This window comes from Nitrosopumilus sp. b1 (assembly GCF_014078545.1).
Taxonomy (GTDB): domain Archaea; phylum Thermoproteota; class Nitrososphaeria; order Nitrososphaerales; family Nitrosopumilaceae; genus PXYB01.
On the sequence record NZ_MU078732.1, the window covers coordinates 56738 to 78457 of the forward strand.

Here is a 21720-nt window from a genome sequence, read left to right on the forward strand (position 1 = left end):
GACATGACTTCTCCCATCTACTAGATATTACTTCTGCTAAAATGATCCAGATATTTGTGCATAACTTTCGTTAACTGCTAAATTCAAAAAAAAGAAAAAAAGGATAGTTTGATGTTTCTAGTCTTAATTTACAGTGATTGATAGTGTTTGTGGAGGTGACAATGCTGTTGGATTGGTAATGCTCTCCCATACGAAGATTGTTGCTTCATATGTTCCGGATGCACTTGGAGTCCAAGACTGTGATGGACTAAATGATTGTCCAGCAGTTAGGGATCCTTCAATCCATGACAGTGAAACTGTTACGCCGTTTCCATCCTGAATCTGTACGATATATGCAAATGATTGCTCTCTATCTTGGCCGTTTGCCAAATCAGCGGTTACTTGTACTTGTTGGTCTACGGATACACTAGATAGTGCATTGCCAAAGGCGTCAACAACTCTAGCGTTAGCAGCTGGTGCTCTCTCTAGAGGTGGTACAATTGTTCCGATGATGGAAGTGCCAGTAATGTCGAGTTCGTCTGCAGTTGTGTATGGATCAGGTAGTGTATTGTCCTCATATTCTGCGGTGATTGTGTCACCTTCTGAGACTCTGAGTCTGTGACCGGATGATTCATCGGTAGTAGTGAAGAACACTGTTCCCTCGAATATTCCAGTTGCCTCATTAGTTTCAGTTACAGTCAAGTCAATACCACCAGCGTCGGAGTCAGACCAGACGTCAACGTTAAAGTTGTCGACTGCTTCTGGATCCAAGTTCATGTCTGGGTCAACTACGCGTACAACACCTGTACCTTTTGCTGGGTAGCTTGCCTCAAGCCACTGAACTTCACCGATATTCCATCGAATCAATGCTGATCCGACTACAGTCTCATCCTCTGAGAATTCAAAGGATACTGTAATACCATCATCATCGTCTGCTGGCAAGAATCCATCAGTTGGTCCTGACTGTGCAGATGACTTTGCTGGAGCGGTAATATCGTTAGTGCCATCACCATCGGCATCGTGGATGAATCCTGTAAGGATTACTTCACCCGTGAAGATACCTGTGTCAGTACCTGTCTCGACGAGTCTGTATCTATCAATAGAGTTGCCTCTTGTAGATACCTTGATTGGATCGGTTTGTTTTTCACCAATTTCATCAATCAAGTCGCTGTCGAAGTTGTGGTCAGGTGCGACGATGGTAATGTATACTTTATCAGTCCAAGTGTAAACTTTCTGGTCAAGTTCTACTGTTGCGCCAAAGTTGGATGTGAAAACGGTCAAGTTAATGTCCTCATCTTCTTGTCCAACATAGTCTGCACCAGATGGTCCCCAATCGGTATATTCTAGTACAATCTCTTCACCTCTCTCTAATCTGTCGCCACTTAAGATTTCAGGAATCTCGATGACTATCTGGAAGATACCAGTAGAGTCACCTGTTTCTCTAAAGTCAGATGGTTCTGGATCAAAGGAAGCTGCTGCACCACCTGCGTTACCCATGGATAGGGTTGCAGCGTCTGAATCCCATTCAATGAGATCAAGATCATAGGTTTCAGCAACGTCATTGTCGAGGTCCCAGTCTGGTTCAATTACGGTTAAGATCATATCAGAACCAATAATGTAAACAGACTTGTCAGATTGTAATACACCATTTCTAAGGTCAAAGGTAGCAGAATCGGTTACAGTGTTTGGATCACCGGATGCATCAGTTGGGTCAGTGTATTGTACAGTGATGATATCACCTTGTAAGATACAATAGTTTTGACCGCTTGCGGATGCAGTTGCAAATCTCATAGACTCGCCGCCTCTAGAACCGTTTGTTTGGTGCTTAAATGAGGTGGTTTCTGGACAAATTGAGCTGTCTGGGCCATCAGTGTATCTGATGACAAAGTCTAGCTCAAAGATGCCTGCGTCTGGTGCGATTTCAGTGATTGGTCCTAGCTCTGTTGTTCTGGTCTCTTTTGCATTACCTACGGCATCGTTTACTCTAACTGGTGTTGAACCAGTTGTAATCTTACCTGAGGCTGCAGATACGTTACCAGCAGTTGCTAGTGTCAATACTTCGGCTGCTCTGGACATTGTGATCTTCACAGGGCCAGATTTGCTTGCAACTGATTGTTGGATTTTGTCCTCACCGCTTGCTGAGATGTCAAAGTCTGGATCGTTTACTCTGACGTGAATTGTCAAGTCACCCTTGTTCAAGAATGCACCAGCCTTTGTAATTGGTGTAGCAGCTGGGCTAGCAGAAGAGTCTGGTGACTGTGTAGACAGACTAGAAACTCCTGTTGCATGAATTGGGAATATTGAGAACTCATTAGTGTCAGATGTTCCTGTTGGAACAGTAAAGTCTGCTGGAATACCAAATGGAACTGGGTAAACAGTTCTATCTAGGCTGACTGAACCAGTGTTGGCTCTGATTCCTGCAGAATCTCCGACTTCGATTATCTCACCGGATGCGTCTCTGTAATCAACATAGTTAACTTCCATATCAGTACCTGTTACGCTTGCAGTTGTAGTATCAGTGTTACAATAGTCTCCTGGGACTTGGAAGTCGCCAGTAAAGACACCGCTTTCTGCAGTTGTCTCAACTAAAGTAAATCCTGTACTAACTAGACCTGTATCACCGGATGGTGCACATGTTGCAGTACCATCGTTAGTTGGGTTGTTGGTCCATCTTGCATCATCAAATGTGATGTCAAGTAATCTACCGAATGCATCTCCTTGAGAGTTGACTCCGTAGAATGGTGAACCTACAGCCTGGAACGCCTTGTCAGTTCTTTGAGTGACAACGGTGTAAATTTCGATAGTATCTGTATCTGTGTTAAGGTCTTGGTCTTCAAGTGTTACGGTTACTGTGTCAGCAATCTTGTATGTGTTTGAATCAAATGAAACCACACCAGAGTGAGAAGGTGCTTCTTGTTGGTCAGCAATCTGTGTTGTTACACCGTCTGCTCCCAAGTCGTTATAGTTAATTCTCACTGAATCCTCATCAGTAAAGTCTTCGTTGACAATAATTCTTAGGTTATTGTCAAATGCACGAATTCCTTCATATGTTGAGGATTGGTTAGTGTTTAGTTGGTTTAACATAATGTATTCAATATCACCTACAAATACACCTGTGTTATCATCAGTCTCTTCTAACTCTGCTCTGTAAATTGCATTGTTGAATCTGTCTGAAAAGTCGACACCGTCGCCGGATGTACCGAATTTAAAGAAGTCAACAGCTGCAGTCAAAGCTGTAGAGTTTGCGATAGTAGTTGCTCCTTGGTTAAAGACAAAGGCTACTTCGAGAGTGCCTGTGCCACCAATGGATGAGTCACCAACTACTGCACCGCCACCTAAAGCGTTTGCACTACCTCCAGCATTTAGTCTAATGAGACCTTGTGCTGAAGTTATAGCTGCTTTCGTAACGTTAACTTGACCGTTTGCTACTAGACCACCGCCTGTTCCGTTTTGGATCAGGATGTGGAAAGTATCGGTGTTGTTTGTTGCTGCAGTAATGGATCTAATATCGTAGTTAAGATAATGATAGATTGAGTTTGTTGTTCCGTTGTTAAGGAAGTCTGATAGATCATTCATGGTTGTACCAGTGAATGTGTAGTTAACAGCAAAGTTTGGTCTAAAGTTTACACAACTGTTGGCAATTGAGCCAGCAGTTAGAGTATTTGTAGTGAAACAACTTGTAATTTGCGTTCTTGCTCTTTGGCTGAATGCTTCAACTGTTGAGCTAGTGTTAACGGTGTCTACAGTACCAGATGATGCGGTACCATTATTCACGGTTACAAGAGTTGTACTTGCTGTTGTAGTTGTTGGAAGTGTAATTGGATTTCCAATCTTGATGGTTGGGATGAGTTTTACGGCTGCATTGTTTACATCCAAGTCCTCATCTGTTAGTGCATTCAAGTTTGCGTCATTATCGGTTAAAGTAACTGCGATTCTCTCACCAGAGTTCCATTCATCGCCGACACTTGCTCCATCCATATCAATGGTTGCAAAGAAGTGTCCGACTAGACCTGAAACAAATCCTGGAGAATCATACTCTATCTCAAATGTCTGTCCTCTTACTGCATTTGATGCAACCTTTAGGTTTGCTTTGCTGTCACCAGAACCATAGTTGACAAAGGTTGCAGAGTTGCCACCTGTTTCAACAAAGTTTACTGGGAAGCTTGCAGCGGTGATTTGACCGCCAGTGCCTATTACGGCTGAACCTTTGGTTGCGCCTGTTGCAGTGATAACAGTAATTGGATAGTCTTCGTTATCTTGTAAGTCGATTTGAGTAGTGCCTTGTGGGGCTCTATTGATTGCTACTAGTTCATCAAAGTGTGGGTCACCCATTGTTGGTGATTTGGCACCAGAAGCATCTTTCAATGCGACTGTGTTAACAGCTCTTGCTGCACCATCTTCATCATAAACACCATAGAATATGGTCTTGTTTGATGGATTAGTACCAAATATCCATGTATCTTCGTCAGTTGGGTCAACATTCAATCCTTGGTCAGCAATTGTTACAATAACATCTGCACCCAATGGGTACTTTGTTCTGTCAAGTACTGGTTTTGCTTCTGGAGCATCATCTAAGAGTAGTGTAACTGTTTCGCTACCGCCTGCTCTGTTGTATGTGATGACCATGTTTGAGTTTTCAGCAATATCAAAGAGTTGAATGAATGGCCAAAAGTTAGTATCACGGAATCCAATTTGTCCTGGTCCAGTTGCTGTAACGCCACTGTTGAGAGTTTCGTTCTCTCTGATGACGTTCATTATTTTATCACCTGGATTTGGGTTTGCACCTAAGAGAGATGTCTTTGGTGTCAATGTTGCACCACATGCTACTAGAGCAGTAGTACCATCAGTTCCGTTGTTACCTGCACCTGCAACCTTTGCAAAGTATCTTGGTACCGCATACCCTGTTGTTGCAGACAAATCAATTCCTAGTGGAGTTGATGCGCTGTTCAAACAGAATTGTCCAACGTTTAGTCCAAGTCCTAAGGCTTGTGCTGTTCCGTTGGTGTTGCCCAATACTGCATCCATGTTTTGCATGGATACTCTATCGGCAACATAACCATACCAAGCACCATCAGTTGCTTGTGCCATTCTAACTTTTTTACCGTTGAGTGATACATTAGGTTCACCTTTACCCTGGTCAGTATCACTGATCAGAGGATCTATTACAACAATCTCAATTACGTTTCCTGGACTTACCTCATTTAGTGAGTTGTGTCCTTCACCGGAAACGAAAAGGTGTGGATTGCTTTGTGTGGCTACTGCAAATGCTTCAGGAGTAACTCCCGGAATAGCAAATGTCAGTGAGCCAGCTATCATAATTGTCATTAATGTAAGACTAGTTATTTTACGTCCTATCTCGTTGTTCATGTTATTGACATTTGGTAAAAATTTGAGTATAAAAGGCTAATGGACAATTTGTCCACAATTACTCATATTTCTATAGAAATTTCATTCATATTTAGATTTGTTTATAATTTTTACAATTTTTATTCTAATTTTTTTAAATTGATGTTCGATCATTATCATCTATTACAGATTTTTTCATAATTTTACCCATTATTTTAAAATAATTCTATAGTAATTACGTACTCTCAATTAATGGAATCTTCTTTCCGGTTAGTCTGGAATACAATTCAATGGCATCATTTTCATTTTTTGTGCCTACAATCACTGCAGAGCCTTTCTTCATAAAGCTGACAGAGAGATTATTTGTTCGTAATGAAAGTCCAAGGTTTCCTTGATTTTCAACTAGGAATCCTTTTTCTTTTGCAGACTTTGAAATTGATTCAACATCAATATCAAACATTTGTGTAGGAGTTAATGAAAAGGTACGTTTTCCTCTATTTCGTCCACAAAGTTCTTCTATGATTATGACTTGTTTTTGTTTTTCCTCTTTCTTTCCTGAGCCACATACTGGACATTCCTCTGCTCGAAAAGTTCTAGTAGAAGAAAAATCTAGATTTTCTAAATCAATATGCAATATTTTATTTGATAAACTTGGGTTTTTACCAATTAAAATTTTTACTGCCTCTGCAACTTCAATCCCACCAACGATAGACAGTATAGAGGGATGCACCCCCTCAATGCTACAAGTGGGCATTGTATCCTCATCAAGTGCAGGAAACATGCAATGATAACATGCGGTTTCTTTTGGAAGTATGGTAAACACTTGTCCTGAAACTCCAACAGCAGCTCCAGTTACAAATGGAATATTATTTTCGATACAAGCTTTGTTTAATGCATATCGTGCATTGACACTATCTAATGCATCAATTACTATATCACAGCCTTCAACAATTTCTGAAGCGTTATAATCATTAATAGAAACAGCTAATGCTTCAATGTTTACACTAGAATTAAGTTTCTTTAATTTTTTTGCAGCGGCTTCTACTTTGATTTCACCTACATCAGATTCATCAAATAGCGTTTGCCTATGTAAATTAGAAAACTCGATTACATCTCTATCAACTATTCGAATTTTGCCAACACCCATTGCAACTAATCTAGAGGTGATTGGATTTCCCAATCCACCGACACCAACAACACAAACCTTTGCATTGCGAAGTTTAATCTGCCCCTGATAACCAATCTCTTCAAGCATTACTTGTCGTGAATATCGATCAAGATCATCATTTGATAGCTCTGAACCTCCAGCTACTGCAGGTAAAATGTAGATTTCATCTCCATCCTTTAATGCAGTATTCATTCCGTCTGAGAATTTTGCATTTTTCCCATTGATGTAAATGTTAATCAGAGAACGAGGGGTTCCATCATCGTTTAGTACACGTCGTTTAAAGTCATCACCCATTATCTCAGAAACTTTGGAAAATGCATCAGATAGAGTATCAGCAGATATCTCGACTTTTTTTTCTCCCCCACCTTGATTTAATACAGAAGGAATAGTAAATGTTAGACTAGACATGCTACTTTACTACCGCGGAAATCTTTGCAACATCTGCTTGCATTACTTGTGGTTTTGGCAACACTTCCATTAGTGATTCAGTGGCTTTTAATCCATTGCCAGTGACATAACAGACGGTAGTATCATTTTTGTCAATCTTGCCTTCGTCTACCAGTTTTTTCAATACCGCAACAGATACTCCGCCAGCAGGTTCTGTAAAAATTCCTTCAGTCTTTGCAAGTAACAGTATTGCATCAAGAATTTCTTTGTTGTTTGATTCTTCTGCAAAACCATTGTACTGTTTTAATCGTTTTAGAACATATCGGCCATCACCAGGATCACCAATTGCTAAACTCTTTGCTATTGTATCAGGTTGTTCTACTGGAATTACTTCATAACTTTTTTTCTTAAATGCAGTAACAATTGGTGCGCAACCTGTTGGTTGGGCTGCAACCATATGCATGTTAGAAACATCATTTAGCAATGAAATATTTTGTAATTCTTCAAATCCTTTGCATATTGCATTAAGCATTGCACCACTACCTACTGGTACAACAAGTTGATCAGGCACCTGCCAATCTAGTTGTTCTGCAACTTCATAGGCCAGTGTTTTTGAGCCTTCAACATAGTATGAGCGCATGTTGATGTTAACAATACCAATGCCCTTGCTATCACCAATTTGTGCAGCAATTCTATTTGCGTCATCATATGTTCCATCAACTGCGATAAAGTTTGCACCATAAGATAGTGCTTGTGCAATCTTTGGCATCTCAATGTCACTTGGTGCAAAAATGTGGCATGGAAATCCACCCTTTGCAGCATGAGCTGCAGTAGCAGAAGCTAGATTACCAGTTGATGCGCAACCAACTGCGGATAATCCAAATTCTTTTGACTTTGATACTGCAATACCGGCAGGTCTGTCTTTAAATGAAAATGTAGGGTTAACAGAGTCATTTTTTATGTAAAGCTTGTTCAGTCCTAATTCTTTGCCAAGTTTTTCTGCCCTAACTAGAGGAGTCATGCCAGCATCAATACTGATAATGTTTGATTTTTCTAGAATCGGTAATAATTCAAAGTAACGCCAATAGGTATGTTCTCTGTTTGAAAATGTGTCTTTGTTGACTTTGGGAAAGTCATATTTTACATCTAGAGGTCCAAAACAGTCTTCACAAATATACTTGAAAGTAGGCTCATAGTGCTTTTTACATTCTCTACATTCTAGGGAAATCCTCATGATCGTTCTACTCTTGTATAGTATTGATAAAAAATCCTAATATCAAGTTAAGTATTACTTAATTTTATAGGTATAAAAATTAAGTAAGATGATTAATGATCGAATTATAAGAAAAAATTATTTTTATTCAAAAAAGAATATTAACTGAATCTCAAGATTAAAGACCGAAATGAAAAAAGCAATTACTATCGGTGCAGGTGTAATTATTGTGATTAGCGTAATTACTGTCATTCTTGTATCTGAGGAAAAAACAGAAAATATTCCGCAAGTAATAATTGAAGAACCAGAATGGAATAGATCAGGACCATTTGCAATAAATAAAGAAGTTTACAAAGTGGGAGAAAAAGTATTCATTTCAATTCAAGGATTACAACCAAACGATATGGGGAAAGTAGATTTTCTAACGCCTGAAGGAATAAGAGCGCATACAATACTATTTGATGGTAGACAAAAATCAGGATTCAATCAATATTATGAACCAGATACATCACCATATACAGGAATTTACGATCCACAACAGCTAATAGGAAACTGGACTCTGGTGTTTAATGGAACTAACTATGCTCCGATTAAATTTGAAATAATAGACGAATGGATACGTGGTGCTGAAGCTGAGATAAAACCAATCAAAAGACCAAGTACTGAATTAGTAGGTCCATCAGTTAACGGAACTGATTAATCTTTTTTCAAATAATAGTGAAAGCAGTTTTTTTCACCAGTGTGACATGCAGGTCCTGATGGCTCTACAAGATAAATGATAGCATCTTGGTCACAATCAACAAGTATTTGTTTTACTGCTTGTGTATTACCAGATTCTTCACCTTTCATCCAAAGTTTTTTCCTTGATCTGCTCCAGAACCATGACTTGCCAGTTTTTTTTGTTAATTCCAATGATTCTTTATTGGAGTAAGCCAAAGTCAAAACCTCACGAGTGTTTGCATCTTGAACTATAACTGGAACAAGGCCACCGTCTTTTTGAAAATCAATCTCTTCAATTGTTTTTTCCATTGTATTATTACTCCAGTATTGTTTATAATCTTACAGGAATATTTTTTTCTTTTAAAACAGATTTTACTCCTTTAACACCATGAGTATTATAATGAAATATGGAAGCTGCCAGTGCTGCATCTACGTTTGATTTTTGAAAGATTTCAGTCATATCTTCTGGTTTTCCACATCCGCCACTTGCTATTACAGGAAGAGATACAGAATTTACTATAGCACTGGTCAGAATTACATCATAACCATCTTTTGTTCCATCTTTATCAATACTAGTTAGAAGAATTTCTCCTGCACCAAATTCTTGAGATTTTTTTGCCCATTCAACGGCGTCGATTCCAGTCTCTTTCTTTCCACCAAAGATGAAAACTTCAAACCAAAACTTTTTTCCTTCCTCAGAAAAAATATTTTTAGCTTTTGTGACGTCATAATTTCTTTTGGCATCAATTGCCACTACAACACATTGTCTTCCAAAGAGTTTCATTAATTCAGTAATTACTGTTGGATTCTTTATGGCGCCGGTATTAAGTGCCACTTTGTCAGCACCACTAAGTAGTATATCTCTAGCATGTTGTAATGTGTTAACTCCACCACCTACAGTAAATGGAATATCAATAACTTTGGCAACTTTTGATACCAATGATTTTATCGTTTCACGTTTTTCTTCAGATGCTGTTATATCAAGGAAAATTAGTTCATCAGCTCCTTCATCACTATATTTTTTGGCCAACTCTACAGGATCTCCTGCATCCTTTAGTGATTCAAAATTCAATCCTTTAACTACTCGTCCGTTTGCTACATCAAGACAGGGTATGACTCTTTTTGTTAATGTCATAGTTTTTTTGCCTCCTCAATAGTAATTTGATTTTCGTATAGTGCCTTTCCAAGAATCACTCCAAATGCATTTTTTTCCTTTACTAATTTGACATCATTAATGTTGGAGATTCCTCCGCTTGCGATAATGTTGGTATCTTTTAAGGAGCATACTTTCTCTAAATAATTCAGATCGGGTCCTTGCATTGTTCCATCTCTACTAACATTGGTTACCAAAAATTCAGAAAATCCCATATTCAAAAAGTCTTTTACAGCATTGATCAAATTGATATCAGTGTTTGTTTGCCAACCATTAACCACAATTTTTCCATCAAGATGATCTGCAGAAATTACAATCTTTTCTTTACCAAATTTTTCTAATAATGATTTCAAAGTATTTTTTTCTTTGAAAGCCAGTGTGCCCAAAACAACTCTAGGGCAAAATTCCAATACTTGTTGAATGATTGATTCATCTCTTAATCCACCTGCAACTTCAAATGGTATAGATAATTTACTTGTCATTTCTTCTATGATAGTAATATTGGTACCCCTCCCAAGTGTTGCATCAAGGTCTACAATATGCAACATGTCTGCTCCGGCATTTTCCCATTTTTTGGAAATTTCATTTGGGTTATCACTATAGATGGTTTTTTGATTAGGATCCCCTTTGTACAAGCGTACAACTTTGCCATCCATTAGATCAATTGCAGGAATTATCTTCACTTTTGGCACTCTCTGAGAAAATTTTTGAGCATGATTCTTCCTACAGCGCCAGATTTTTCAGGGTGAAATTGTGTGCCAAAGAAATTATCCTGTTCTATTACCGCTGGAACTTTAATTCCATAATCAGCATTTGCTGCTATAATATCGTCTGATGCAGGTTTTGCTCTATACGAATGTACAAAGTATACCCATGCTCCATCATCAACCCCCTCTAAAATTGTACTATGTTTTTTTATCTCCAAGCTGTTCCAGCCCATATGCGGTACCTTCATCGTATTTGGTAGTACGATAACTTCACCGTCAATTACTCCTAATCCTTCTTCCTTTCCTTCTTCACTCTTTGAGAAAAACATCTCCATACCAAGACAAATTCCAAGTACTGGAATTTTTTCTTTGACATAATCCTGAAAATCTGTCTTTGAATTTTCTGTAATGCTTTTAATTGCGGGATCAAAGTTCCCTACTCCAGGAAGTAAGATTCCAGAATATTCTTTAGATTTATCAAAGCTAGTAATTACATCAACATTTGCATCATTTTTTTCTAAAGAGTTCTTTAGGCTGAAAATATTTCCAGCACCGTAATCAAATATTGCTACTTTAACCATTACATAGAACCTTTAGTACTTGGAATTCCTTTCTGTTTTTTATCTTTTGAGGATGCCGTTCTAAATGCAACCGCTAATGATTTCATTGCAGCTTCGACTTTGTGATGGTCATTATCTCCATACTTTACAGTAAGGTGGATACAGCAGTTAAGATTCTGTAGTAATGATTGAAAGAAATGCTCAATGTCTTCTCGTGAGATATCTTCAACTTTTGTACGCTTCATTGTCAGATTCAGATTATAAAATGGTCTTTTAATCAAATCAATTGAGGTTTCTGCTAAGGATTCATCCATAGGTACTGATGCATAGCTAAATCTTGTAATACCTGAACGATTTCCAAGTGCTTTGTCTATTGCTGAACCAATCGTGATGGCAGTGTCTTCAATTAAGTGGTGTGTGATTTTGTCATTAGATTTTGCATTAACTTTAAGATCCATCATTGAGTGTTTCCCAAATGCAACAATCAAATGATCAAGAAAATTGATTCCTGTCTTGATATTCGTGTTTCCTGTACCATCAAGATTCACACTGACAGAAACATCAGTCTCTTTTGTTGAGCGCTTGATTGTACTTTTTCTAGAGCCCATAGCAGTTTAGTGTTTAGCCTCAGACCAGATTTAATACCTTCGGAAGAAGAAGTATGGAATCCAATGCTAAGGGCACGTTATTTTTCTCAAATAATTCCAATTTTGTAGTAGGGTTTTTGCTTGTACCAATAATTCCGCAAAAGGTGGTTTTCCTGCCTAGATCGTTGACTTTTTTTGCCATGATATAGTCCTCCATAGAGTCACCAACATACAAGCAATGTACAGAATCCAATCCCCTTATGCAACGATACAGAGATTCAGGATTAGGTTTTGCCAACTCACGAGGTTCGTCCTCAAGAAATATTGAATTTTTTAGATCAAATTCATCCAAGAGATTTTTTAGAGAATATCTTATTGATTCTAATCCTCTACCAGTTGTGATTGCAATTTTGTCTTTTAATTTATTTTTTAGGTTAGTTAGTAGATCTTTTGAGACGATAATTTTGTCATTTTCAATAAGACCAGATTCGGTGAATTCAGATTTCTTTCCAAAAAGTTTCTGATAAAGTTGCGGGCCATAAAAGAGTTGATCAAATATTGTATAAAGAATACTATTTCTGTTATTTCCAGGATAATATAATTTATTTTTTAAATCAGTAATATCGATTTTACCACTAAGAAATTTTTCAACAGAAGATATACCTGTGGGACCAGCATTTTCAATTACTTGATTGATAAGATCAAGTTTATCTTTTTTTAATTTTTCAGAAGCAGCTATGGTTAAGATTACAGCATAAGTAAGATCTACCTCATCATTAAAACCGCCTGTTGATTTGAATCCATCAATTATTTCAGGAGTAATGGATATTGGATTGGTAATTCCATAATATTTTTTCAAAACAAATTTTGTTGTCTTGTCTATTGCAAGATCATATGATAAAGTAATATCAATTAATACGCCATCACAGTCAAAGATTATTGCATCAATATTTGAAAGATCTTTTAGAACATCTCTGTTTGCAAAAATTCCATCAGATACTTTTTCTAATTTCATCCTAAAAGATCACGTATAGCTAATAAAAATTTAGAATTCATATCTTTTGTTCCTACTGTTACTCTCAAGCATCCAGGGTGTTCCCCTATCTTTCCAAGTTTTCTAATTGAGATTCCTTGTTCAACAAGAGCTGTAAAGACCCGTTTGTCAGCTCCCTTTGCATCAAATAAGATGAAATTTGCTTTAGAGTTGAAAACCTCAAAGGCGTCATACTTTTTCAAGTTATCAAGGATTCTTTTTCTCTCAGATTGGACCAATTTTGCTGCATCCTTCATGTATTTTGCTTTCTCCAAGGCTGAAATACCTGCCTCTATGGCAATTGAATTAATTGGATATGGATATTGTATTACGCGATTGAATACATCAGTGAATTTCTTATTTGCAATAAAATAGCCTAAACGTAATCCTGCTAATCCAAAAGCCTTTGAAAATGTCTGTACAACTATGAGATTAGGATATTTTTTTGTCAGATTTGCAATGGAATAATCCGCAAACTCAACGTATGCCTCATCAATTATTACTAGTCCATCAAAATTTTTGATTAATTTTTCTGCATCAGGCTTGGAAAACTGAAATCCAGTAGGATTATTTGGTGAATCAAGATACAAGATATCTGAATTTTTTGATTTTTCCAAGAATTTTTCAAGATTCAGAGTCATGTTTTTTGAGAAGGGGATTTTGATCGTAGGTATAGAAAATAGTTTACAGCGCTCTTCGAAAAATCCAAAGGTCGGATCAGATGTAAGAACTTTGGTTTGTTTTGATGCAAAGTTTGCTAGAATTAGATCAAGAATTTGATCAGAGCCATTGCCAACTCCAATCATGCTAGTTGGAATCTTTAGATATTTTGATAAAGCTTGGATTAATCGTTCTGTTCCGCCTAGAGGATATTCCCGTATATCAGAAGTTTTTTTTGCAGTATTGATAAGATCGTTTTGAAGTTGTTTTGGAATTACAAAGTTTTCATTAGAATCAAGCTTTAATGTGTCTTGAAATTTTTCAGGTTTTTCATATCCTGATTGTTTTGAAAGCTCTTTAATTTTATTTTCAAACCAGTTTTGCTTCATTTCAATCTACTCTCTACAGCATTATAGTGATTAGATAATCCTTCTGTATCGGTAAAAGCCTTCATTGATTTTGATATCTTTTTCAATGCAGGTTTTGTTGCCTCAACAGTGGTAGATATTTTGAGAAAATCCATTACAGATAGTGAGCCCCTTGTTCTTCCAAAGCCATTGGTAGGTAAGATGTGGTTTGAGCCTAGAAGATAATCACTAGCAGAAGAAGGCGAGTTATTACCTATCAAAACTAGTCCTGGTGCTTTGATCTTTTTTGCAAGTTTTTTTGCATCTTTTGTCATTATTTCAAGGTGTTCAGGTGCAAGACTATTGGCAAGAATCACTAGGTCATCTTTTGATTTACATATTCCAATAAAGCCATTTCTTTTGAGGCTAGACTTTACAATGTTTGCTCGTGGAGCAGACTTTATTTTTTCTGTGATTAATTGATTGATTTTTTTTCCAACTGTATGAGAGGTTGTTAGCACATAACAAAAGGTATCTGCACTATGTTCTGCTTGAGAAATAAGATCATCGACTACAAGATGTACTGGAGAAGAATCATCTACAATTATTCCAAGTTCTGTTGGTCCAGCATTCATATCTATTGATGTTCGTTCACTAAGAATGGATTTTGCCATTGTAACAAATGGACCACCAGGTCCAACGATTTTATCAACTGGATTTAGGGATTTTGTTCCGTATGATAATGCTGCAATTGCTTGAGCCCCACCTATCTTAAAAATCTCTGAGGCACCACAGATATCTGCAGATACTATAGTCATTGGATCTATTTTTCCTGTGGTATCAGGTGGCGATACAACTACAATTCTCTTTACACCTGCAATCTTTGCTGGAACAATTGACATTATTGCAGAGCTGGGATACCTTGCCATTCCACCAGGAACATAGCATCCGACGTTTTTGATTGGAGTAAATGATTTTGATATCTTTACACCGTCTACGTTTATTGTAAAATTCTTTAAAATAGCTTTTAGTTTAGATTCTGATCTAGATAATCGATTTTTTGCAGTTTTTATTGCAAGTATCTCTTCTTTTGAAAGTCTAGAGTATGCATTTTGTATTTCAGACTTTGTAACACGCAATGATGCAGATTTTGTTTTGTTGAATTTTTTTTCATATTTTTTAAGCGCTGAATCACCATTTTTTTGTACATCAGATATGATTGATTCGACGATCTTTTTGTTCTGCGTGGATTGTTTTGGTCGTATTTTTTCAGAAAATGTATCTACATTACGAATTTGAATGATTCTCATCAATTCTCTTCGTCACGTTTTATCTCCTCAAGTTCCAAAATTTGTCTTGGTTCATGGACTACAAGCCCCTGTGCAATCTTACGTAGTTTTGGAATTAACTTGTGATATTCTGACTTTAGAATGATAGTATTTACTCCGAACCAACCTTCATCACTAAGTGGACTAATTGTTGGCCTCTTTAAGGCAGGTATCTCCTTTAGTAGTTTGTCTAGATTCTTCTCTTCTACATTAAGATAGATGTGCAAGTATTTCTTTCCATGTACTGCTCCCCTCAATAATGTAACAATATCAAATATCTTTTCACGTTTTTTTGGATCCTTTAGTGATTGTTTGTTGACAATCAAGTGTGCTGTTGATTCTAGAACTTGATCTACAATCTTAAGATTATTCTGTGTTAGAGTGGTTCCGGTTTCAGTGACATCCATTATTGCATCAACATCTTCAGGTGGTTTTGCTTCTGTTGCACCAAATGATAAATGAATTTGAACATTTTTGTTTGTTCCTAGTCGGACCCAAGGTGTAACGATTAATGGATCCTTATTTCCAAAGAATTTCTTGTATGATTTACATTCTTTGATAAATTTTGACGCAGTCATAAGATACTCTGATGAAATTCTTAGAATCTTTTTCTTTTTTGCATAATCAGCAATCATTGAATCAAGATTTTTGTATTTGTAATTATCTGGAAATGCGATTACAAGTTTTATTCTTCCATACTCTAAATCTAAAATTGGCTCTACATCTGCTTTGGTTTCCCCTACCCAGTCTTTACCAGTTATACCTACATCATAGAGTCCTTCAGAAACCATTGTGGGAATTTCTTGAGGACGAAGCATCTTTACAGTAATCTTTGGATCATCAAGGTATACTCTGTAGGTACGATTTTTTCGATTTACTTTAGTCCAAGATCTTTGCAATAATGCAAAGGTTGCTTCCTCTAAGCTTCCTTTTGGAATGGCAAATTTTACAGACATTTTGACTCTCTTACCACTCTGCTATATAATATCATGTTTAAATTTGCTCAAGTAATTCTTTTGCTCTATTAAGTGAGATATTATTTTCTTTAATCATCATTTGAACAATTTTATCAATTTGTTGGGAATTGGCTCCAGCTGCTGCAGCAAGGTTTCTAGCATGAAGCTTCATGTGTCCTTTTTGTATCCCATCTGTGGTAAGAGCCCTTATGGCACTGAAATTTTGTGCCAATCCAGTGGATACTATGACTCCAGCTAATTCTTTGGCAGAGTTTACTCGAAGAATTTTTGTGCAAATTTTTGCAATAGGGTGTACGTTGATTATTCCGCCAACTACTCCAACAGAAAGCGGGATTTCTAGCTCACCTACGAGATTTCCTTTATCATCTTTTGACCATACAGTTAAGGAACGATATTGTCCATCACGTGCAGCATATGCATTAGCTGCTGCCTCAATTGCTCTACTGTCTTGTCCTGTGGCGTTTGCTACAGATATGATTCCATTCATTATTCCCTTGTTATGGGTAACTGCTCTATACACATCAAATGCAGCAAACTGATACGCAAGAATGATATTATCAACAACTTCTTCTCCACCAACTTCATCTTTATCAAATACAGCGCTTGCCTTTACCAATCGTCGTGTAGAGTAATTTGAAAGAATTCGAAGTAATGTTCTGCCTCCAGTAATTTCTTCAATCTTTGGGGCGACAGCTTCACACATTGAGTTTGTAATATTTGCACCCATTGCATCACCGACGTCAATCAATAGCTCCACAATGAGCATCTTTCCAGAGTCTGTTTTGATCTCTTTGCAGGAAACTTGTTTTGCTCCCTTTCCAATTTTTGATAGTGTGTTACTTTTAGCATTTGCAATTTTTAGAATTTCTTCTTGTGAGTTTTTTATCTTAGATTCTGCATCTGCAATATTTGCATCTAAAACTTGAATCTGTCCAATACTAAATGATTCATCAGCTTTAATCTTAAATCCTCCATGTATCCTAGCAATTTTTGCTCCTTTTGATGCAGCAGCAATTACAGAAGGTTCTTCAATTACCATTGGAACTAGGTAATCTTTTCCATCAATCAAAAAATTTGTAGCGACGCCCAATGGTAGTGAAAAGGTTCCAATTGCATTCTCTACCATCTTATCTGCATTCTCAAATGTTATTCCTCCTGTTGCTTTTTCTAAAATATTTAGCTCATCATTTGAGAGGTTGGCAAATTTGCCAACAATGTCTAGTCTTTCCATGTGATCTTTCTCAAAGAATTTTGATATTGATGAATCAGGCATCAGTTTACAATCCTCAATAGTTTATCATCTGTACTTAACGGAAAACCTTTGCCATCAGTGTTTGAGGTAATAATGTAAAGGTCGCCATTTGGATCCTGTGCTACATCACGTATCCTACCCAAGCCACCTAGTATGCTTTTTGTAGACTCGATTCCATCTTCTGAGAATTCCAGTTGATATAGGTTGGTGGCTCTAAGTGAGGCCATAATCATCTTTCCTTCAAGAGGTAATTTACTACCAGAGTAAATGAGAATTCCCCCAGGCTCTATAGCTGGATCATAACAAATTAGTGAATCAATGTATGATGGATTCCCAGAACATTCTTGTTCTGGCCAGCCATAGTTACCTCCCGCGATTACAAGATTGATTTCATCATTTTTTGTTGGTCCAAAGTCTGAAACATAGAGATTTCCAGATGCATCCCATGTCATTCCTTGTGGGTTTCTATGTCCAAGGGAATATACAATCGAGTCCTCAAATGGGTTATCATCTGGAATAGTACCATCATCATTGATTCGTAAAACTTTTCCTGCTAAAGAATTCAAATCTTGTGGCAGATGTGAAGAATCAGAAGTTGAGCCTGTTGTAATGTATAGTTTTTTGTCAGGTCCAAATTTTAAGGCACCTCCATTACTAAATGGAGAGCCTGGAATTTTATCTAAAATTGTTATTGCATCTTCTAGTTTGTTGTTATTTTCTTTTATTTGTACTACTTTGTTCCAAAGTTTCCCATCTTCTTCATATGTGTAATATACATAAAGAAAATTATTTGTTTGAATTTCGGGATGTGTTGCGATTCCAAGTAATCCTCCATCAAAGACATTTGCAGTCCTAAATGTTGCAAGAGGTTCTTCTAGTAGTGTGTTATTTTGTATTACGCGGACTCTACCAATTTTTTCAGTTAAAAAAATTCTATCATCACCAAAATCAATTGCTCGTGGCTTTTCCAAGTTGGTAGCTATGATTTCTACTGAATCATTTCCAGATTGGGAAAAATTTGGTTCTGGAATTGGTAATGGATCAGATGGAGATGTAAGTATAATTGCAGATGCTGCAAGTGCTGCAATTATTCCAGCGATACGTAATTTTTTATCCATTCAATATCAAACTCTGTAAATCCTATTAATTACTTTCAAGTTTTGATAAAGCGTATATACTGCCCTAAACCTTTGTTGGATCAGCGGGGTGGGGAAGTCAGACAATTATGGGCAAAGTCATCCCGGCGGGCTCATAACCCGCAAATCAGTAGTTCAAATCTACTCCCCGCTACTTAATTATTAAAAACAAAAAACCAGGGTCTAGAGTCTTTAAATTGTGATTTCTTGTTCTGGATTCTTTGTCGTTGAGCAGGTCTTGTCAAGTGTCTGTGAGCTGATAAAATAGGAAGGTACTTCTTTTTTTCGAGTTTACGAGGAATTTCGATAATCACTTTGTTTTTTTCTTTCTTTCCACAACGAATACACTCAAATCCTTGGCTCTTTCCCTTTGATTTCATTTGTTTATTGCAATCATTACATCTAGGATTGGACTTTTTTTCTAGTCTTTTTAATTCGATAATCTCTAAAAATTCTACATTTAAGACTCTAGAATAATTCTTTGATGCCTTTCGTATTCCTCCACCCACTTTAATCAAATCACCAATAATCAGATTCATTCCATGATTTGTAATACCTGTAGGTTTGTAGATTGCACAGGTAATTTCTTTATTATTTGATTTTAAGGAAAACATTACATGTCCTCCAAGATTCATTACTGGATTTCGAGATATAATTCCAGTTATAGTTCCAGAGTCATATGGTCTAAGATCATTTACATCAAGTTCATTGTCAAGATGAGCACCTGTTCCTTGATTAGATTTGAATAGCATGTATCCTTGGGGTTTTTCATTTGACTTTATCATTTTTGATGCATCAATCAGTGTATCTGGATCCTCACCTCGAATTCCGTAAAATACTGGATCCGGTCCGCGTGGGGCAATCATTACATGATTTTTTTTATTATCATAGCTGTTAAAGGTGAATGGAAATGTTTTTTCTTGCATTTCTTTGACACTGCTTTCAGATAAGCTTCGTTTGGTACCAAACTTTGATTTTTGTCTATAGCTTAAGAGCTCCATAGTGTGATCATCAAATGAATACCCAATTGCACCTAACGCTCCAATTAATCCTTGACCATTTCCTTGGTAGTAAAAGTCAATGTTATGCTTTTGAAGAAGTTTTTTGGCAGAGCCTCGTTTGATTAATTTCCACAAAGCCATTTTGCTAAATTTGCTAAATGATTCTGGAATGACTTCTCCTTCATAAAACACCAATCCTGGATTGGCACCATTTTTAGTATCAGAATATCTTTTTAATATTTTGAAAATTTTTTGCTTGATAATTTTTGGATTGTTTGTTTTAATTTTAATTCCAACAGCTCCGTTTCCTCGTGTTTTCCAAGGAATGTTTGGATTGAATCGTACTAATCTAGGAAAATCAAGAAATTCCACTTTCTCATCTTTTAGCAAATCAACAATTTTGTAGGCAAGATATGTAGTGCACATGCCCTTTGGCGAGTCAGTATCATCAAATCCAATGTTGAGTATTGTTTCTCTCATCAATGCTGGGTAAGAATTTGGACAATTTTTGGTTTTGCCATACCATTGGTTTAAATTAAAATCGACTGAATTTTTAGCTGATTTGATAGTAGTAAATGAGCAAAGAATATTCGATATTATTCAGGAAAAAAAGCCTGTCTCTGTGGCCATAAATGGTCCGGATGGAATTTTGCCCCAAATTCAAGAAACTGCATTAAATATTATGAATCGATTTGGCATTCCTGCATATGTTCTTGCAGACACTACATGGGGAACCTGTGATCTAAACTCAAATGGAGCAAAGACATTAGGTGCTGAAATTTTATTCAATGTTGGTCATACTATCAACATGCCAGAAATGGAAAATAATGTTTTTTTGATTGATGCATATGATAATATTGAATTTGACTCAGTAGCCAAAAAATGCGTTGATATAGTTAAAGGAAAAACAATTTCACTAATTACAGATAGTCAGCATCTAAACCAGGTAGATAGAGTAAAAGAAATTTTTACAAAGGAAGGAATTACTGTAAAAATCGGATCAGGAAAAGGCCAACTAAATGATGGGCAAGTTTTTGGTTGTGAGTTTTATCCAGCAATGGAGATAAAAGATGCTGTTGATGCAAATGTCTTTCTTGGCCAAAGTAATTTTCATGCAGCGGGAATAGCTCTATCAACAAACAAGCCAACATATGTTCTTGACCCATACTTTAATGAAGTAAGAGAAGTAACAGAATTTGCAAACAAGCTTCAAAAGAAAGCTACATTAGCAATCTACAAAGCTGCAGAAGCAAAAACTTTTGGTGTAATTGTGGGACTAAAAGAGGGACAGATGTCAAAGACCACTGCACTAAAATTCAAAAGAGAGTTAGAAAAAGAAGGAAAGACAGTACAGCTTCTTGCATTAACTGACATTACAAATGATAGACTAAGAAACCTAAAAGGAATTGATGCGTTTATTCAAGTCGCGTGCCCTAGAATTTCTACGGATAATCCATTTGACAAGCCACTTTTGTCAACTCCACAAGCAAATGCACTACTCAAAGTGCTTCGAAATGAAGACATTGGGGAGTATATGCAGCTTCCCCATTGGCTCTAACTTGTTAATTCTAAAAATCTAGGATCTTCTCTAAATTTTTCAAAAGCTTTACTGTTTTTAGCCTTGGTCTTAAATTGCATTCCAGAATGTATTGCCTTTTCCAGGGAATCCAATGATTCCTGTACTCGTTCAAGCATCGCAAGATTACATGATTTATCATATAATACATCAGCATTGTTAGGATAATCATTTAAAATATTATCACAGCATGAAATTGATTCCTCATATTCTCCAAGTGAGAATAGAATTCTCTCTTTATGGTATAATACAAGATTGTAATCAGGGTTATCATTTAGAATTTTTTCACAATAATCCAAGGCAGGTTTGTATTCTCCTAATTTTCTCAAAGAAGATATTTTGTTTAAAAGAACGGACATGTCATTTGGATCAATGCTCAAAGCTTTGTCATAAAATTCGATTGCCTTTTGATATTCTTTTAATTTACTTTGAGCATAGCCGATGTTGTTTAAGACATTTAGATTTGTAGGATTTGTTGATAAAATTTCATCATAAAAGCGAATTGCTTCTCTGTATCTTTTTTTGAGAAAATTTTGATTTGCTTGGTCCATCAATGAGTTGATTCTAGGATCACTAGTCATGGATGTTCA

General features: G+C 36.6%; 18 protein-coding genes and 1 tRNA gene. 3 read left to right on the plus strand and 16 right to left on the minus strand.

Going from position 1 to position 21720, the window contains the following annotated elements; all coding sequences use genetic code 11:
* Positions 1-123: 123 nt before the first annotated feature.
* The 3 genes from C6988_RS09155 to C6988_RS09165 form a co-directional block, all read right to left on the minus strand.
* The gene (locus C6988_RS09155; RefSeq protein ID WP_182134847.1) at positions 124-5346 is read right to left on the minus strand and encodes a beta strand repeat-containing protein; all 5223 of its coding nucleotides are present in this window, start codon (positions 5344-5346) and stop codon (positions 124-126) included.
* A 214-nt stretch (positions 5347-5560) separates the two neighbouring features.
* Positions 5561-6901 carry a ThiF family adenylyltransferase gene (locus C6988_RS09160; RefSeq protein ID WP_182134849.1) on the minus strand — a complete coding sequence of 447 codons (1341 nt, stop codon included), beginning with the start codon at positions 6899-6901 and terminating at the stop codon, positions 5561-5563.
* A 1-nt stretch (position 6902) separates the two neighbouring features.
* A complete protein-coding gene (locus C6988_RS09165; RefSeq protein WP_182134924.1) occupies positions 6903-8117 on the minus strand; it encodes a threonine synthase in 1215 nt (404 codons plus the stop codon).
* 166 nt (positions 8118-8283) lie between these two features.
* On the opposite strand from C6988_RS09165, the gene C6988_RS09170 reads away from it, so the two are divergent.
* Entirely contained in the window at positions 8284-8793 is a 510-nt protein-coding gene (locus C6988_RS09170) for a hypothetical protein (RefSeq protein ID WP_182134851.1), read from the plus strand.
* On the opposite strand, the gene hisI is transcribed toward C6988_RS09170, so the two are convergent.
* From hisI to C6988_RS09225, 11 genes are read right to left on the minus strand one after another with little or no spacing between them, the layout of a single operon-like run.
* Complete coding sequence (gene hisI / locus C6988_RS09175) at positions 8790-9122, minus strand: phosphoribosyl-AMP cyclohydrolase (protein ID WP_182134853.1); 333 nt, start codon at positions 9120-9122, stop codon at positions 8790-8792. The two genes, C6988_RS09170 and hisI, sit on opposite strands and share 4 nt — an antisense overlap.
* A 22-nt stretch (positions 9123-9144) precedes the next feature.
* Positions 9145-9948, minus strand: coding sequence for an imidazole glycerol phosphate synthase subunit HisF (gene hisF / locus C6988_RS09180; protein WP_182134855.1), 804 nt, complete (start codon positions 9946-9948; stop codon positions 9145-9147).
* A complete protein-coding gene (hisA, locus tag C6988_RS09185; protein ID WP_182134857.1) occupies positions 9945-10649 on the minus strand; it encodes a 1-(5-phosphoribosyl)-5-[(5-phosphoribosylamino)methylideneamino]imidazole-4-carboxamide isomerase in 705 nt (234 codons plus the stop codon). Before hisA ends, hisF begins: the two co-directional genes overlap by 4 nt.
* Entirely contained in the window at positions 10646-11254 is a 609-nt protein-coding gene (hisH, locus tag C6988_RS09190) for an imidazole glycerol phosphate synthase subunit HisH (RefSeq protein WP_182134859.1), read from the minus strand. Before hisH ends, hisA begins: the two co-directional genes overlap by 4 nt.
* Positions 11254-11841, minus strand: coding sequence for an imidazoleglycerol-phosphate dehydratase HisB (hisB, locus tag C6988_RS09195; protein WP_182134861.1), 588 nt, complete (start codon positions 11839-11841; stop codon positions 11254-11256). Before hisB ends, hisH begins: the two co-directional genes overlap by 1 nt.
* Before the next feature lie 19 nt (positions 11842-11860).
* Positions 11861-12835 carry an HAD family hydrolase gene (locus C6988_RS09200; RefSeq protein ID WP_182134863.1) on the minus strand — a complete coding sequence of 325 codons (975 nt, stop codon included), beginning with the start codon at positions 12833-12835 and terminating at the stop codon, positions 11861-11863.
* Positions 12832-13902 carry a histidinol-phosphate transaminase gene (gene hisC / locus C6988_RS09205; protein WP_182134865.1) on the minus strand — a complete coding sequence of 357 codons (1071 nt, stop codon included), beginning with the start codon at positions 13900-13902 and terminating at the stop codon, positions 12832-12834. The genes C6988_RS09200 and hisC overlap by 4 nt, the downstream gene beginning before the upstream one ends.
* Complete coding sequence (gene hisD, locus C6988_RS09210) at positions 13899-15170, minus strand: histidinol dehydrogenase (RefSeq protein WP_182134867.1); 1272 nt, start codon at positions 15168-15170, stop codon at positions 13899-13901. Before hisD ends, hisC begins: the two co-directional genes overlap by 4 nt.
* Positions 15170-16144 (minus strand): ATP phosphoribosyltransferase, encoded by a 975-nt coding sequence (gene hisG, locus C6988_RS09215; RefSeq protein WP_182134869.1) that lies wholly within the window; start codon positions 16142-16144, stop codon positions 15170-15172. Before hisG ends, hisD begins: the two co-directional genes overlap by 1 nt.
* Before the next feature lie 37 nt (positions 16145-16181).
* Positions 16182-17438: a hydroxymethylglutaryl-CoA reductase, degradative gene (locus C6988_RS09220; protein ID WP_182134871.1), complete on the minus strand. Its 1257-nt coding sequence runs from the start codon at positions 17436-17438 to the stop codon at positions 16182-16184.
* On the minus strand, positions 17438-18535 hold the full coding sequence (locus tag C6988_RS09225; RefSeq protein WP_182134873.1) for a PQQ-dependent sugar dehydrogenase: 1098 nt from the start codon (positions 18533-18535) through the stop codon (positions 17438-17440). Before C6988_RS09225 ends, C6988_RS09220 begins: the two co-directional genes overlap by 1 nt.
* 82 nt (positions 18536-18617) lie before the next feature.
* On the opposite strand from C6988_RS09225, the gene C6988_RS09230 reads away from it, so the two are divergent.
* Positions 18618-18707 (plus strand) — tRNA-Met (locus C6988_RS09230).
* Between the two features lies 1 nt (position 18708).
* Here the strand turns inward: C6988_RS09230 and C6988_RS09235 are convergent.
* Positions 18709-20034: a tRNA(Ile)(2)-agmatinylcytidine synthase gene (locus C6988_RS09235; protein WP_182134875.1), complete on the minus strand. Its 1326-nt coding sequence runs from the start codon at positions 20032-20034 to the stop codon at positions 18709-18711.
* Positions 20035-20116: 82 nt separating this feature from the next.
* Between C6988_RS09235 and dph2 the strand changes: the two genes are divergently transcribed.
* The gene (gene dph2, locus C6988_RS09240; RefSeq protein ID WP_182134876.1) at positions 20117-21112 is read left to right on the plus strand and encodes a diphthamide biosynthesis enzyme Dph2; all 996 of its coding nucleotides are present in this window, start codon (positions 20117-20119) and stop codon (positions 21110-21112) included.
* On the opposite strand, the gene C6988_RS09245 is transcribed toward dph2, so the two are convergent.
* Complete coding sequence (locus C6988_RS09245; RefSeq protein ID WP_182134878.1) at positions 21109-21711, minus strand: tetratricopeptide repeat protein; 603 nt, start codon at positions 21709-21711, stop codon at positions 21109-21111. The two genes, dph2 and C6988_RS09245, sit on opposite strands and share 4 nt — an antisense overlap.
* Between the last annotated feature and the right edge of the window lie 9 nt (positions 21712-21720).

What these genes read in the sequence shown, in the direction of transcription:
- C6988_RS09155 (WP_182134847.1), bottom strand. Translation starts at nt 5,346, where the DNA reads ATGAACAACGAGATAGGACGTAAAATAACTAGTCTTACATTAATGACA.
- C6988_RS09160 (WP_182134849.1), bottom strand. Translation starts at nt 6,901, where the DNA reads ATGTCTAGTCTAACATTTACTATTCCTTCTGTATTAAATCAAGGTGGG.
- C6988_RS09170 (WP_182134851.1), top strand. Translation starts at nt 8,284, where the DNA reads ATGAAAAAAGCAATTACTATCGGTGCAGGTGTAATTATTGTGATTAGC.
- hisI (WP_182134853.1), bottom strand. Translation starts at nt 9,122, where the DNA reads ATGGAAAAAACAATTGAAGAGATTGATTTTCAAAAAGACGGTGGCCTT.
- hisF (WP_182134855.1), bottom strand. Translation starts at nt 9,948, where the DNA reads ATGACATTAACAAAAAGAGTCATACCCTGTCTTGATGTAGCAAACGGA.
- hisH (WP_182134859.1), bottom strand. Translation starts at nt 11,254, where the DNA reads ATGGTTAAAGTAGCAATATTTGATTACGGTGCTGGAAATATTTTCAGC.
- hisB (WP_182134861.1), bottom strand. Translation starts at nt 11,841, where the DNA reads ATGGGCTCTAGAAAAAGTACAATCAAGCGCTCAACAAAAGAGACTGAT.
- C6988_RS09200 (WP_182134863.1), bottom strand. Translation starts at nt 12,835, where the DNA reads ATGAAATTAGAAAAAGTATCTGATGGAATTTTTGCAAACAGAGATGTT.
- hisC (WP_182134865.1), bottom strand. Translation starts at nt 13,902, where the DNA reads ATGAAGCAAAACTGGTTTGAAAATAAAATTAAAGAGCTTTCAAAACAA.
- hisD (WP_182134867.1), bottom strand. Translation starts at nt 15,170, where the DNA reads ATGAGAATCATTCAAATTCGTAATGTAGATACATTTTCTGAAAAAATA.
- hisG (WP_182134869.1), bottom strand. Translation starts at nt 16,144, where the DNA reads ATGTCTGTAAAATTTGCCATTCCAAAAGGAAGCTTAGAGGAAGCAACC.
- C6988_RS09220 (WP_182134871.1), bottom strand. Translation starts at nt 17,438, where the DNA reads ATGCCTGATTCATCAATATCAAAATTCTTTGAGAAAGATCACATGGAA.
- C6988_RS09225 (WP_182134873.1), bottom strand. Translation starts at nt 18,535, where the DNA reads ATGGATAAAAAATTACGTATCGCTGGAATAATTGCAGCACTTGCAGCA.
- C6988_RS09235 (WP_182134875.1), bottom strand. Translation starts at nt 20,034, where the DNA reads ATGAGAGAAACAATACTCAACATTGGATTTGATGATACTGACTCGCCA.
- C6988_RS09245 (WP_182134878.1), bottom strand. Translation starts at nt 21,711, where the DNA reads ATGACTAGTGATCCTAGAATCAACTCATTGATGGACCAAGCAAATCAA.